Origin of the sequence: Muricomes intestini (assembly GCF_004346165.1) — a bacterium.
GTDB classification, from domain to species: domain Bacteria; phylum Bacillota; class Clostridia; order Lachnospirales; family Lachnospiraceae; genus Muricomes; species Muricomes intestini.
Genome location: NZ_SLZZ01000004.1, coordinates 100,687 through 115,974, shown reverse-complemented (window position 1 = coordinate 115,974; position 15,288 = coordinate 100,687). Strand labels below are relative to the sequence as shown.

General features: G+C 46.2%; 9 protein-coding genes and 1 other annotated feature. All 9 genes read right to left on the bottom strand.

The features are described 5' to 3' along the window. Positions 1-44 precede the first annotated feature (44 nt). The 9 genes from rpoC to rplA all read right to left on the bottom strand — a co-directional run bounded on the left by rpoC (position 45) and on the right by rplA (position 15,200). Positions 45-3,710 (bottom strand): DNA-directed RNA polymerase subunit beta', encoded by a 3,666-nt coding sequence (gene rpoC, locus EDD59_RS04495; RefSeq protein WP_132379329.1) that lies wholly within the window; start codon positions 3,708-3,710, stop codon positions 45-47. A gap of 12 nt (positions 3,711-3,722) precedes the next feature. Next, positions 3,723-7,583: a DNA-directed RNA polymerase subunit beta gene (gene rpoB / locus EDD59_RS04490; RefSeq protein WP_132379327.1), complete on the bottom strand. Its 3,861-nt coding sequence runs from the start codon at positions 7,581-7,583 to the stop codon at positions 3,723-3,725. 140 nt (positions 7,584-7,723) lie between these two features. Next, the gene (locus tag EDD59_RS04485; protein WP_132379325.1) at positions 7,724-8,890 is read right to left on the bottom strand and encodes a M20 family metallopeptidase; all 1,167 of its coding nucleotides are present in this window, start codon (positions 8,888-8,890) and stop codon (positions 7,724-7,726) included. Between the two features lie 92 nt (positions 8,891-8,982). Next, positions 8,983-9,669 carry an L-ribulose-5-phosphate 4-epimerase gene (locus tag EDD59_RS04480; protein ID WP_132379452.1) on the bottom strand — a complete coding sequence of 229 codons (687 nt, stop codon included), beginning with the start codon at positions 9,667-9,669 and terminating at the stop codon, positions 8,983-8,985. A gap of 44 nt (positions 9,670-9,713) precedes the next feature. After that, the gene (locus tag EDD59_RS04475) at positions 9,714-11,318 is read right to left on the bottom strand and encodes a xylulokinase (protein WP_132379323.1); all 1,605 of its coding nucleotides are present in this window, start codon (positions 11,316-11,318) and stop codon (positions 9,714-9,716) included. A 45-nt stretch (positions 11,319-11,363) separates the two neighbouring features. Continuing rightward, the gene (gene pyk / locus EDD59_RS04470; RefSeq protein WP_132379321.1) at positions 11,364-12,788 is read right to left on the bottom strand and encodes a pyruvate kinase; all 1,425 of its coding nucleotides are present in this window, start codon (positions 12,786-12,788) and stop codon (positions 11,364-11,366) included. A gap of 239 nt (positions 12,789-13,027) precedes the next feature. Then, complete coding sequence (gene rplL, locus EDD59_RS04465) at positions 13,028-13,402, bottom strand: 50S ribosomal protein L7/L12 (RefSeq protein ID WP_132379319.1); 375 nt, start codon at positions 13,400-13,402, stop codon at positions 13,028-13,030. A 229-nt stretch (positions 13,403-13,631) separates the two neighbouring features. Next, a complete protein-coding gene (gene rplJ / locus EDD59_RS04460; protein WP_132379317.1) occupies positions 13,632-14,195 on the bottom strand; it encodes a 50S ribosomal protein L10 in 564 nt (187 codons plus the stop codon). A gap of 34 nt (positions 14,196-14,229) precedes the next feature. Further along, positions 14,230-14,365: a sequence feature (ribosomal protein L10 leader region), on the bottom strand. A gap of 142 nt (positions 14,366-14,507) precedes the next feature. Next, the gene (gene rplA, locus EDD59_RS04455) at positions 14,508-15,200 is read right to left on the bottom strand and encodes a 50S ribosomal protein L1 (RefSeq protein ID WP_132379315.1); all 693 of its coding nucleotides are present in this window, start codon (positions 15,198-15,200) and stop codon (positions 14,508-14,510) included. Positions 15,201-15,288 lie beyond the last annotated feature (88 nt).

Genomic DNA, 15,288 nt, shown 5'->3' with positions numbered 1-15,288 from the left:
GGACCCGCCGTCCGGGCAGTTCCTTACAGGGTGTGTTTTTGTTTTTATTTCGCTACAGGAATAGGGTCTTCTGTTGTTTCTGCGGTTTGTTCCTCCTCCTGGACCATTTCGTCCGGATCCAATTCTTCATCAAAGTCAATTTCATCATCTTCGTCAAGCTCAGTGCTTAATTTTACATCTCTGTACCGTTTCATACCTGTACCGGCAGGAATGTGTTTACCAATGATAACATTTTCCTTAAGCCCTACCAGATGATCCACTTTTCCTTTGATTGCAGCCTCCGTGAGTACTTTAGTCGTTTCCTGGAAGGAAGCTGCCGACAAGAATGAATCTGTTGCAAGTGATGCTTTCGTGATACCCAACATAATCTGCTCGCCTACTGCAGGCTCTTTATCCTCTGCCTCAAGCTGTTCATTGATCTCGGAAAATTCCAGTACATCCACCATAGTTCCCGGCAGGAATTCGGAATCTCCCTTTTCCTCAACCCGGACTTTCTTAAGCATCTGACGGACAATAACCTCAATATGCTTATCGTTGATCTCAACACCCTGCAGACGGTATACACGCTGTACTTCCTGGATCATATAATCCTGAACAGCACGGAGCCCCTTAATCTTCAAGATGTCATGGGGATTTACACTTCCTTCTGTCAGCTCATCTCCGGCCTCTAGTTGTGCTCCGTCCTGTACCTTGATGCGGGAGCCATAAGGAATCAGGTAAGCTTTAGATTCTCCTGTCTCATCGTTTGACACAATAATTTCACGTTTCTTCTTTGTATCGCTGATTGTTGCAGTACCTGCAAATTCGGTAATAATAGCAAGACCTTTCGGTTTTCTTGCCTCAAAAAGTTCCTCCACACGGGGAAGGCCCTGTGTAATATCATCACCGGCAACACCGCCCGTGTGGAAAGTACGCATAGTCAACTGTGTACCTGGTTCACCGATAGATTGTGCCGCAATAATACCGACAGCTTCACCTACCTGAACAGCTTCACCGGTTGCCATGTTTGCACCATAGCACTTGGAGCATACACCATTCTTACATTTACATGTGAGCATAGTACGGATTTTTATCTTTGTCGGTGTATTACCCTTTTCATCCACACCTTTTTTCATAACCAGCTCAGCACGCCTGGGAGTGATCATATGGTTGGCTTTCACAAGCACCTGACCGTCTTTATCTTTGATATCCTCAGCCGAGAAACGTCCTGTGATTCGTTCCTGAAGACTTTCAATTTCTTCATTGCCGTCCATAAATGCCTTAACATACATTCCCGGAATTTCTTTTTCCTCTTCCTGGCAGTCACTGTCATGGATAATCAACTCCTGTGACACGTCAACCAGACGTCTGGTGAGATATCCTGAATCAGCCGTACGAAGAGCCGTATCGGAAAGTCCCTTGCGGGCTCCGTGGGCTGACATAAAATATTCCAGTACATCCAGACCTTCACGGAAGTTAGACTTAATGGGCAGCTCAATCGTACGTCCCGTAGTGTCGGCCATCAGACCCCGCATGCCTGCAAGCTGTTTAATCTGCTTATCGGAACCACGGGCACCTGAGTCAGCCATCATGAAGATATTATTGTATTCATCCAGGCCTGAAAGCAGCGCCTCTGTAAGCTTATCGTCAGTTGCTTTCCAGGTTTCAACAACCTCTTTATACCGCTCTTCTTCCGTAATCAGGCCACGCTTGTAATTCTTTGTAATCTTATCTACTGTATCCTGAGCGTCCTCAATCATCTGAGGTTTCTCGGGTGGCACGGTCATGTCAGAAATAGACACTGTCATGGCTGCCTTCGTTGAAAATTTGTAACCGATAGCTTTTACATTATCCAGCACTTCTGCCGTCTGTGTCGCTCCGTGGGTATTAATAACCTTCTCCAAAATCTGTTTTAGCTGCTTTTTGCCCACATGGAAATCTATTTCCAGCAAAAGAGCATTCTCTTCCAACTCCCGGTCTACAAATCCAAGATCCTGAGGAATAATCTCATTAAACAAAAGTCTTCCCAGCGTAGCATCAATAACTCCTGCTTTTTCACTTCCATCCGGCATTGTCTTTGACACGCGGACCTTAATCATGGAGTGAAGAGTAATATATCCGTTCTCATAGGCGAGAATTGCCTCATTAATATTCTTAAAAGACATTCCCTCGCCCTTTGAGCCCGGCCTTAGCTGTGTCAAATAGTAGATACCGAGTACCATATCCTGTGAAGGAACGGCAACCGGGCCACCATCAGAAGGCTTCAACAGATTATTTGGTGAAAGCAGCAGAAATCTGCACTCTGCCTGCGCCTCTACAGACAGCGGCACATGGACAGCCATCTGGTCTCCGTCAAAGTCAGCATTGTATGCGGTACACACCAGGGGATGCAGCTTGATAGCCTTTCCCTCGACAAGAATGGGCTCAAAGGCCTGAATGCCCAGCCTGTGCAGTGTAGGGGCACGGTTTAACATAACCGGATGTTCCTTGATTACTTCTTCAAGTACATCCCATACCTCTGGCTGAAGTCTCTCTACCATTTTCTTTGCATTTTTAATATTGTGGGCTGTTCCGTTTGCTACCAGTTCTTTCATAACAAAAGGTTTAAACAGCTCAATTGCCATCTCTTTTGGCAGACCGCACTGATAAATTTTCAGCTCCGGTCCGACCACAATAACAGAACGCCCCGAATAATCGACACGTTTTCCAAGCAGATTCTGGCGGAAACGTCCGGACTTTCCTTTCAGCATGTCGGAAAGAGACTTCAAAGCTCTGTTACCCGGGCCTGTTACCGGACGGCCCCGGCGCCCGTTGTCAATCAGGGCATCTACAGCCTCCTGCAGCATGCGCTTTTCATTGCGGACGATAATATCCGGCGCACCCAGCTCCAGCAGTCTCTTAAGGCGATTGTTTCTATTAATAATTCTTCTATATAAATCATTTAAGTCAGATGTGGCAAAGCGCCCGCCATCCAGCTGTACCATGGGCCGAAGGTCCGGTGGGATGACCGGAATAGCCGTCAGAATCATCCATTCCGGCTTGTTCCCGGACTCACGGAAAGCTTCCACAACCTCCAGACGTTTCACAATTCTTGCACGTTTCTGTCCTGTAGCATTGGCAAGTCCCGCCTGCAGCTCTGCATATTCCTTCTCCAGATCAATTGCCTGCAAAAGCTCCTGGATGGCTTCCGCACCCATCCCTACACGGAAAGCGCCATAGCCCCATTTTTCCTTTTCTTCCTGATATTCAGCTTCAGATAAAACCTGCTTATACTGCAGACTGGTTTCACCTTTGTCAAGTACAATATAGGAAGCAAAATACAGTACTCTCTCCAGTGTTCTCGGCGAAATGTCCAGAATCAATCCCATACGGCTTGGAATCCCTTTAAAATACCAGATATGAGATACCGGGGCAGCCAGGGCAATATGACCCATTCGCTCACGGCGCACAGATGCTTTAGTCACTTCAACACCACATCTGTCGCAGATTACACCTTTATATCGAATCTTCTTATACTTTCCGCAATGGCATTCCCAGTCCTTGCTTGGTCCAAAAATCTTTTCGCAAAAAAGTCCATCTTTTTCAGGTTTCAGTGTTCTATAGTTAATGGTCTCAGGCTTTGTAACCTCTCCTCTCGACCACTCCAGGATTTTTTCCGGTGAAGCCAGACCGATTTTGATTGCATCAAAAGTTAGCGGCTGAAATTGTTGTTCATTATTACTTGCTGGCATATATGGCTCCTCCTATTCTTCTTCATCCATAAAATCATCAAAGTCGGCTTCGTCATTCTCCTCCTCGGAATCCTCCTCTTCAGGTTCCACATTTTCAAGTTCTTCTCCAACAAACTCCTGTTCCGTAAATCCGTGGTGTCCATAGGACTCATTCTCATTACGATATCTTCTGTCTCCTTCAATAATAGAATGAAGATCTGTCTCACCGTAATCTGCCGTTTCCATAATCTCGACTTCTGTATTGTCATCACGCAGCACCCGCACATCCAGTGCCAGTGACTGAAGTTCTTTCAAAAGGACCTTAAACGATTCTGGAATACCCGGTTCAGGAATATTCTCCCCTTTGATAATTGCTTCATAAGTTTTCACACGTCCTACAACATCGTCGGACTTCACAGTCAGAATCTCCTGCAGAGTATAGGATGCGCCGTAGGCCTCCAGGGCCCAAACCTCCATCTCTCCGAAACGCTGTCCGCCGAACTGGGCTTTACCGCCCAGAGGCTGCTGTGTAACAAGTGAGTAGGGACCGGTAGAACGTGCATGGATCTTATCATCTACCAGATGATGGAGTTTCAGGTAGTGCATGTGTCCAATGGTAACCGGACTGTCGAAAAACTCTCCCGTACGGCCGTCACGCAGACGCACCTTTCCATCACGTGAAAGCGGAACACCTTTCCAAAGCTTCCGGTTCTCTCTGTTGTCAGACAAATATTGTAAAACCTCCGGAAGCAGCTCATCACCATGCTTCTTCTCAAATTCTTCCCATTCCAGGTTGACATAATCATTTGCCAGCTCCAGAGTATCCATAATATCAATTTCATTTGCCCCATCGAAGACCGGGGTGGAGATGTTAAAGCCAAGTGCCTTTGCTGCAAGGCTCAGGTGAATTTCCAATACCTGTCCTATATTCATACGGGAAGGTACACCCAATGGGTTCAGCACGATATCCAGAGGGCGTCCGTTCGGAAGATAAGGCATATCCTCGACCGGAAGCACGCGGGAAACAACACCCTTATTGCCGTGACGCCCGGCCATCTTATCACCCACTGAAATCTTTCTCTTCTGGGCAATATAAATGCGGACTGCCTGATTTACTCCGGGGGAAAGTTCATCGCCGTTCTCCCTTGTAAATACCTTTGCATCAACAATAATACCATATTCGCCATGGGGTACTTTCAGGGAAGTATCCCTTACTTCACGTGCTTTCTCGCCAAAAATTGCCCGCAGCAGTCTTTCTTCCGCCGTCAGCTCTGTCTCTCCCTTAGGAGTTACTTTTCCAACCAGGATATCTCCTGCACGGACTTCCGCACCAATGCGGATAATCCCTCTTTCATCAAGGTCTTTGAGCGCGTCATCCCCGACTCCCGGAATATCTCTTGTGATTTCTTCCGGTCCAAGCTTTGTATCACGGGCTTCGGCCTCATATTCTTCAATGTGGACAGAAGTATAGACATCATCCTGCACCAGTCTTTCACTTAACAGAACGGCATCCTCGTAATTATAACCTTCCCATGTCATGAAGCCAATCAACGGGTTCTTTCCAAGTGCCATCTCGCCGTTGGAAGTAGACGGACCGTCTGCGATTACTTGTCCCTCCTCCACACGCTCTCCCTTATCCACGATCGGCCTCTGATTATAGCAGTTACTCTGATTACTCCTCAGGAACTTTGTTAACTTATAAGTTTTCTTCGTTCCATCATCGTGACGGATTGTAATATCTGTAGATGTAGAACGCTCAACCACACCTGCCTTTTCCGATACAATGCACACGCCGGAGTCGACAGCTGATTTTACTTCCATACCTGTTCCTACAACCGGTGCTTCTGTAGTGAGCAGCGGCACTGCCTGGCGCTGCATATTAGAGCCCATCAGGGCCCGGTTGGCATCGTCATTTTCCAGGAAAGGAATCAGGGCGGTTGCTACAGAGAACACCATCTTAGGAGAAACGTCCATGAAATCAAACTTGCTTCTCTCATATTCCTGTGTCTCTTCACGGTAGCGGCCGGAAACATTTTTTCGGCGGAAATGTCCTTCATCGTCCAGAGGCTCATTCGCCTGCGCAACGTGATAGTTATCCTCTTCGTCCGCAGTCATGTAGACAACTTCTTCTGTGACAATTGGATTTTCCGGCTCAGTCTTATCTACCTTACGGTATGGTGCTTCTATGAAACCATACTCATTAATTCTTGCATAGCAGGCAAGCGAATTGATCAGACCGATATTGGGACCTTCGGGGGTCTCAATAGGACACATTCTTCCGTAATGGGAGTAGTGAACGTCACGTACCTCAAAGCCGGCACGGTCTCTGGAAAGACCCCCCGGCCCCAATGCGGAAAGACGTCTTTTGTGAGTCAGTTCACCCAATGGGTTATTCTGATCCATAAACTGAGACAGCTGGGAAGAACCGAAAAATTCTTTCACTGCTGCTGTCACAGGCTTAATGTTAATCAGTGACTGAGGAGAAATACCCTCCTGATCCTGTGTTGTCATTCTTTCACGGACAACTCTTTCCAGTCTGGACAAACCGATTCTGTACTGATTCTGGAGAAGTTCTCCCACTGCACGGATACGTCTGTTGCCCAGATGGTCAATGTCATCATCATTGCCGATTCCATACTCAAGATGGATGTTATAATTGATGGAACCAAGGATATCTTCCTTTGTAATATGCTTTGGAATCAAATCATGGATATCTCTGTGGATCAAGTGCTTCAGTTCTTCAATATCCCCGGCACTCTCCTCCAAAAGTCCTTCCAGTACCGGATAGTATACCTGTTCCGTCACTCCGACTTCTTTCGGGTCAATATCAACAATTGCCTGCAAATCTACCATCATATTAGAGAGAATCTTAATATTGCGGGACTCTTCTTCACCCTCCACCCAGACATACGGTGCCGCAGAATTTTGGATATCATCTGCCAATTCCCTGGTGATAACTGTGCCTTTTTCTGCAATCACTTCACCTGTCAGAGGGCTGACAACGGTTTCTGCCACTCTCTGTCCCCGGATACGGTTTCGAAACGCCAGTTTCTTGTTGAACTTATAGCGTCCAACCTTTGCCAGATCATAGCGCCTTGGGTCAAAAAACATGCTTGTAATCAGGCTCTCCGCACTGTCCACTGCAAGCGGCTCGCCCGGCCTTATCTTCTTGTATAACTCTAGCAAGCCTTCATGATAGCTTTCGGCTGTATCTTTACTAAAGCTTGCAAGGATCTTAGGTTCCTCACCAAATAAATCAATAATTTCTGCATTGGTTCCGATTCCCAGTGCACGGATTAACACGGTAATCGGCACCTTCCTCGTTCTATCTACACGTACATAAAAAACGTCATTGGAGTCTGTTTCGTATTCCAGCCATGCACCGCGGTTTGGGATGACTGTTGCTGAATAAAGTTCTTTTCCGAGCTTATCGTGGGTAATTCCATAATAGATTCCCGGCGAGCGGACCAGTTGGCTTACAATAACACGTTCGGCACCGTTGATCACGAAGGTACCGGTTTTCGTCATAAGCGGAAGGTCTCCCATAAATATTTCATGTTCGTTTATCTCATCATTGTCCTTGTTGTAAAGTCTGACCCTTACCTTCAAAGGCGCTGCGTATGTTGCATCACGCTCTTTGCACTCTTCGATTGTGTATTTCATATCACTCTCGCAGAGTGTAAAATCGACAAATTCCAGACTTAAATGACCGCTGAAGTCGGAGATCGGGGAAATATCGTCAAACACCTCTTTCAGTCCTTCATCCAGAAACCACTGGTATGAGTCTTTCTGGACTTCGATAAGATTCGGCATCTCTAATACTTCTTTTTGTCTGGAATAGCTCATGCGTAAGCTTTTTCCGTTTGTGATGGGACGAATTCTGTTTTTCTCCATTGACGTTTCACTCCTCATATATTTTTTTGCGGGCTTACGAGTCGCCCTACAATAGTTCCAGTAAATAAGGAAAGAGCCCTGTGACAGTAAACTGTTACTACAATGGCACACCTTTCCATAATAGCGCATTTTCTACTATATCACATAGCTCTTTCCTCTGTCAACATATTTTTCACTAATATGAAAAAAACCTCTTGACATCTCACAATTTCTGTGGTAGGAACAAATTCATTTGGCTTATGGGCCTGTTTTAAACTCCCCGGTCCACAGGATATACACTCTTTGTTCTTCAACCTTCCAGCAATCACCGCCGTGTCAGTATAGCCGGGGAAAGCACTGACTTTTGGCACTTTCCCTACAGCTTCCTCAAAGGCCTTTTTCAATTCCCCCAGAAGTACCGACTCCGGGTGAGTTTCCACCCACGGCCGGTCACCGGTAATTCTGTAACTGCCCTTTACTCCCGGCACCTGCTGCCGCCCTTCCTCTATTGCCGCCTTCAGAATCTCTTCAGCCTGTTTCGTATCCATGGGCGGTACCAGCCTCATGTCAATTGTCACTTGGCAGCTATCCGGTACTACATAGGGGCTGTACCCTCCCTGGATCTGCCCAAAAGTGACCGTTGAACGCCCCAGCTCGGGATGTACCGGGCAATGGGCAAATTTTCTTCTTATATATGTGAGCATTTCCGCCATTCCTGCTATGGCATCGGCACCTTTTTCCGGCATACTGGCATGGGCGGTAACACCCTGCGCACTTAGCTCAAACCAAGTACGTCCTTTGTGAGACATCTGAATCTGCCCATCCGTGGGCTCTGTATCCATAATCCAGTCCCTTTCCGTCACCCAGCCATCGGCAATGACCTTCTCCACGCCCCTCATATCACCTTCCTCATCCACAGTTCCTATAAACATAAGGGAATGTCTCAGCTTAATGTCACCCCTTTTTATCTGTTCCGCAGTTTCTGCAAATACACTGAGGGCACTTGCAAGTCCTGATTTCATATCGCAGGCTCCCCGGCCCACAAGTCTGCCGTCCGTTACGTTCCCTTCAAAGGCTTTTACGTCCCAGCCGTTTCCTTTTACAACAGTATCCATATGGCAGATGAATATAAGAGCCGGATGCTTCACTTCACCTTCCAGAATTGCCCGTACATTAAACCGTCCCGGAACCACTAAAGATTTCTCCGGTTTTACGCCGGCTTCCTCAAGATACTGACAGATAAACTCTCCGACGCACCCCTCATAAGTTCCCGGATTTGTACTTTCTATCCTGACCAGCCGGGCAGCCAAGTCGACTGCATCCCGCATGCTGCACCCCCTTTTCCCGCAAAGGGGTCTGACCCTTTTGCAGTCCATTTTCAGAATATTCTCATTTTATAACTGTTCAGGACCAAATATTTTCATTGTCCGTAGTAGGCGTTTGCTCCATGTTTCCTGTAATAATGCTTGTCCTGCAGCTCCTGCGGGGCCGGCTGAACCTGTGGGTTTATCCACTCGCATCTTGCCGCCATTTTTGCCACTTCTTCCAGAACTACTGCGTTGTGCACCGCATTGTGTGCATCTGTCCCCCAGGTAAACGGCCCATGATTCTTACAAAGCACTGCCGGCATAGAAATGTAATCTTTATCTTTGAAATAATCCACGATTAATACACCTGTATTTTTCTCGTATGCTTCATCAATCTCTGCTTTGGTCAGATTCCTGACACATGGAATTTCTCCATACATATAATCGGCATGGGTTGTGCCGTAACATGGAATTCCTCTGCCCGCCTGAGCCCAGCTTGTTGCCCACTCGGAATGAGTGTGTACAATTCCCCCTATATCAGAAAATGCCTTATATAGCTCCAAGTGCGTGGGAGTATCAGAAGATGGGTTATAATTTCCTTCCAGCTTGTTTCCTTCCAAATCCATAACTACCATATCTCCCGGAGTAAGCTTATCATACTCCACACCACTCGGCTTGATTACAAAAAGTCCTGTTTCTCTGTCAATGCCGCTGACATTCCCCCATGTAAATGTAACCAACCCGTGTTTTGGCAGCAACATATTTGCCTCATATACTTCTTTTTTCAGCTGTTCCAGCATGTTTTCTTCTCCTTCCAAAAGAGGCTGACCCCTTTGCAATCCTTTTAATGTAGGTTTTCCACTGCACACCTCTCGATCGCCATGCCCTTTTTAAACCGATCAATGAATGTCTCGAAACCTTCCACATCTTTTGCATCGGGTTCTATGCAGCTGCCCTCATCACCGCCAAATACTTTTTCAGACAGGTAATGTGCCAATGTCTCGCCTTCTTCCTTTTGAGCCATATAGGCTGCAAGCAAGGCGATGCCCCATGCGCCGCCTTCTCCGGCAGTTTCCATGACAGACACGGGTGCGTTCATTGCTGCTGCCATAAGCCGCTGGCCGACACCTTTTGTCTTAAACAGGCCTCCGTGCCCAAGTATTTTATCGATCTGAATATGTTCATCCTTTGTCAATATATCCATCCCAACCTTTAATGCCCCCAGCGCACCCAGAAGATGGGCCCTCATAAAGTTGGCAAGGTTAAGTTTGCTATCAGGTGTACGTACAAATAGTGGACGTCCCTCATCCAGGTCCAGCATATTTTCGCCTGAATAATATCCATAAGACAAAAGCCCTCCGCACTCGGCATCACCCTCCAATGCCTTATTATACAGCACCGAGAACAGTTGATTCATGTCCACCTTCATGCCAAATGTCTCGGCAAATTCTTTGAACAGCCCCACCCAGGCATTTAAGTCCGATGTGCAGTTGTTAGCATGAGCCATGGCAACCAACTCTCCCGAGGGCGTTGTCACCATATCAATCTCCGTATAAACCTTTGAAAGTTCCTTTTCTAACACAATCATGGCAAATATTGAGGTTCCTGCGGATACATTTCCCGTCCTGACTGCAACGCTATTGGTAGCTGCCATTCCGGTTCCTGCATCTCCCTCCGGAGGGCAAACGGGAATTCCTGCTTCCAGCTCTCCTGACGGATCGAGCAGTTTTGCACCCTCTTCTGTCAGGCAGCCGGCATCTTGGCCTGCCGTAAGCACTGTAGGAAGTAAGTCTTTAATCTTCCAGGAATATCCTTTTTCCGAGACAAGCTCATCAAACTGCTCCAACATCCTGCCATTGAAATCCTTTTTTTCAGTATCAATAGGAAACATTCCTGCTGCATCACCGATTCCCAGCACCTTCCGGTCTGTCAGCTGCCAGTGGATATAGCCTGACAATGTAGTAAAAAAGTCCACGTCCCCTACGTGTTCTTCCCCGTTCAAAATTGCCTGGTATAGATGAGCTATACTCCATCTCTGGGGCACATTATACTGGAATAATTCTGTCAGTATCCCTGCTGCTTCCCCTGTAATCGTATTTCTCCATGTGCGGAAAGGTACAAGCAGTTTTCCTTCCTTGTCAAATGCCAGATATCCATGCATCATTGCACTGAATCCAAGAGCCTTCGTCCGTTTCAGGGAAACACCATATTTTTCTTTTACTTCATCTGCCATATTGCGGTAACTATTCTGAAGTCCCACACTGACATCCTCCAGATTATAAGTCCAAATTCCATTATCATAGCTGTTCTCCCACTCATGGCTGCCCGATGCTATAGGAGTAAAGTCTGTACCTATCAAAACAGACTTAATCCGTGTTGATCCTAATTCAATACCAAGTGTTGTTCGTCCTTCTACAATATCATTCTTTATGCTGTTTAGATTACTCATCTCATTTTCCTCCGCTTTAAATGTTTAGTATTCGAACTGCTTGCACTAATAAGTTCCCACTACTGTGGATTTTAACAGATTTGTATTGCCCGACTTGCCAAGAGGCACCCCGGCGGTCAAGACTACCACCTCCCCATTTTTCACATAACCCTTTTTCTCTGCTGCTTCTGTAGCATGTAAAAATAAAACTTCCATACTGTACTCTTCCCGAATCATCACAGGCTGTACTCCCCACGACATATTCATCTGGCGGTAAGTATGCACATCCGGTGTGCAGCCCACAATCATGCAGGCCGGGCGGTACCTTGAGACCATGCGGGCCGTGCGCCCGGATTTGCTCACTGTAATGATAGCCTGTGCCCCCAAATCCCGGGCAGTCATACAGGTCGCATGGGATATGGCCGTTGTCATATCCGTGCGGTTCTCTCCACAGCGCTGGCTGAAAATCTCATCATAGTCAATGTCACTCTCTGTCCGCACCGCAATTCTCACCATAGTCTTCAAAGCTTCCACCGGATATTTTCCAGCTGCGGTCTCCCCTGACAACATAATTCCGCTGGTCCCCTGGTAAATAGCGTTTGACACATCGGTAGTCTCAGCTCGCGTAGGCCGCGGATTCTTAATCATGGAATCCAGCATCTGTGTAGCGGTAATAACCTGTTTGCCTGCTTCATAAACCTTGCGGATAATGTCCTTCTGGATGATGGGTACTTCTTCCAGTGGTATCTCCACCCCCATGTCCCCTCTGGCTATCATAATTCCATCAGCGGCCTCAATAATGCTGTCAATATTGTCCACGCCCTGCTGGTTTTCAATCTTGGCAATAATATTGATGCATGAGCCGCCGTTCTCGTCCAGAATCTTTCTGATTGCGTTCACATCATCTGCGCACCGTGTAAATGAAGCTGCAATAAAGTCAAAATCCTCCTGTATTCCAAACAGAATATCATCCTCGTCCTTCTGACTGATAAATGGAATATTCACTTCAATCCCCGGGAGATTTATCCCTTTGTGGTCAGATATCTCTCCTCCGTTTGTAACCCGGCAGTGCACATTTCCATTCTCTATTTCCTCCACCTGCAATCCGACAAGTCCGTCATCAATTAAAATGGTATCCCCGGGCTTTACATCCTTGTATAGTTCCTTATAAGTAACGGATACCATATCTTTTGTTCCCTCCACATCCTCGGATGTCAAAAGAAATGCCTGCCCCTCCTCAAGCTGTACAGGTCCCGCTTTAAAGGCAGCAACCCGTATCTCCGGCCCCTTCGTATCGAGCAGGGCCCCTATAGGCTTGTCCAGCCGATGCCGTATTTCTTTCAGGTTGTCCAAACGCTTTTTTTGTTCCTCATATGTTCCGTGCGAAAAGTTGAATCTGGCTATATTCATGCCTTCCATAACCAGTTGTTCTAACACACCGTCCTTGTCCGTAGACGGGCCAAGAGTACAAATAATTTTTGTTTTTCGCATATAATGCCATCCTTCCATTCAGATATGTAAATTATAGGGCCCAAAGCCCAGGTTGTCAATCCTCCCCGGCCATACAGAGTCAAATGGAAATTCAAGCATTTCCGCTTGGCTCGTTGCTCGCGGGAATCAAGCTGATGGCTGAACTGTTGTTATCTCAAGAAGAAAGGGACCGCCGCTTCATAACTACTTCAGTTATCACGCAACAGTCCCAATGTGTTTTCTTGTGCACAAACTTCAGATTATTTCAGGTTAACTTCTGCTCCTTCTCCTTCAAGTTTAGCTTTGATTTCTTCAGCTTCTGCCTTGGATGCACCCTCTTTAACTACCTTCGGAGCTCCGTCAACTAAGTCTTTAGCTTCTTTCAATCCAAGTCCTGTGATCTCACGAACAGCTTTGATTACTTTAACCTTAGAAGATCCTGCAGCTACTAACTCTACGTCAAACTCATCTTTCTCTTCTGCTGCCGCTGCGCCTTCTCCTGCTGCTGCAACTACAACGCCTGCCGCTGCAGATACACCAAATTCTTCTTCACAAGCTTTTACTAATTCATTTAACTCTAATACTGATAACTCTTTGATTGCTTCAATCATTTCAGCTGTTGTCAATTTAGCCATTTTTATGTCCTCCATTTTAAATTATTTTGTAACTGTTGAGAACCAAGCAGATATATTTAAGAGTACTCCGTGAAAGCTCGCTTTCTAAGATTCTAGATATACCTATTTGGTGAGAGCCAAACAGCAAGGAAACCGCAGGTTTTCGAGCTTGGTTCTGAATAGTAGTTACATGATTTTATTTAGTTTCTTTCTTGAATCTACCGGACACTGCCGGAATTCTTTTCCCGGATTATTCAGCCGGTACCTCTGCTGTTTCAGAAGGAACTTCTACTGCCGCTTCTTCTGCAGGAGCTGTCTGAGCATCTGCTGCGCCGTCCTGTTCTGCAATCTGCTTGATAACACGAGCAAAATTGGTAATTGGTGACTGAATACTTCCAAGAAATTTGGAAAGTAGTTCTTCTCTTGAAGGAATCTTAGACAGCTCCGTCAGACCTGAGATGTCATAAACATTTCCCTCAACCACGCCGCCCTTTAACTCAAGTGCTGCTGCATCTTTTGCAAATTTACAGAGAATCCGTGCGGGTGCTGTTGCGTCGTCTTTGGAAACGGCCATAGCACTTGGTCCCTCCAGGTACTCCTGAAGTCCCTCGAACTCAGTTCCTTCAAAAGCTCTCTTCATCATAGTGTTTTTATATACTTTATAAGTCACACCTGCTTCTCTGAGCTGTTTACGAAGTTCTGTGTCCTGAGCCACCGTCAATCCCCGATGGTCAACGAGAACGACTGCCTGGGCATCTTTAATCTCTTCTGAAATTGCATTTACAACTGGTTGTTTTAATTCAACTTTTGCCACGTTCTGGTACACCTCCTTATAAGTTTTGCGTGTACTGCCAAAACAAAAAGCCCCTGTGTCCAAAGACACAGAGGCATAAAATTCTCATTAGGAATTTAATCTTCCTCGGCAGGCGTCTTCAACTTATGCCTTTCGGCACCTGCTGTCTTCGGCAGTTAATTGCTTGATTAGAATAACACTTGTTTGGCTTTCTGTCAACCACTTCTTGCTGAAAATTTGCATGGCTGACCGTAATCAAAACAGCAGCATATCTATTTTCAGAAATGCTGCCGTAGTTTAAATTTATCTTAGTATTTCATCAATCCCGGATTTTTAAGCAAGTTTCAATGGGTTAAGCTTTACACCAGGCCCCATTGTAGATGTCAGTGTAACAGTTCTTAAATACTGACCTTTTACAGCTGCCGGTTTTGCTTTGATGATTGCATCAATAAGCGTCTGGAAGTTGTCCGCTAACTGTTCCTCGGTAAAAGATGCTTTACCTACCGGTACATGGATAATATTTGTTTTGTCTAATCTGTACTCAATCTTACCAGCCTTGATGTCATTGATTGCTTTTGTTACATCCATAGTAACTGTTCCAGCTTTCGGGTTCGGCATCAGACCTTTTGGTCCAAGTACACGTCCGAGACGTCCGACAACACCCATCATATCTGGTGTAGCAACTACAACGTCAAAATCAAACCATCCTTCATTCTGAATCTTGGGAATCAGTTCCTCGCCTCCTACATAATCTGCTCCGGCTGCCTGGGCTTCTTCTGCTTTAGCATCCTTTGCAAATACAAGAATACGAACTTTCTTTCCTGTTCCATGGGGCAGCACAACTGCACCACGAACTTGCTGGTCTGCATGACGGCCGTCACATCCTGTCCTGATGTGAACTTCGATCGTCTCGTCAAATTTAGCTGCCGCTGTCTTCTTTACAAGGGCAATTGCTTCCTCTTTCTCATAAAGGCTGCCTTTTTCAATCAGTTTTGCAGCTTCGATATATTTTTTTCCTCGTTTCATTCTAATAACCTCCTTGTGGTATTGGCGGGGTCTAAGCCCCTCCCACTTATTTCAAATTCACTCAATGTATCATCGCATAAGGTATCAT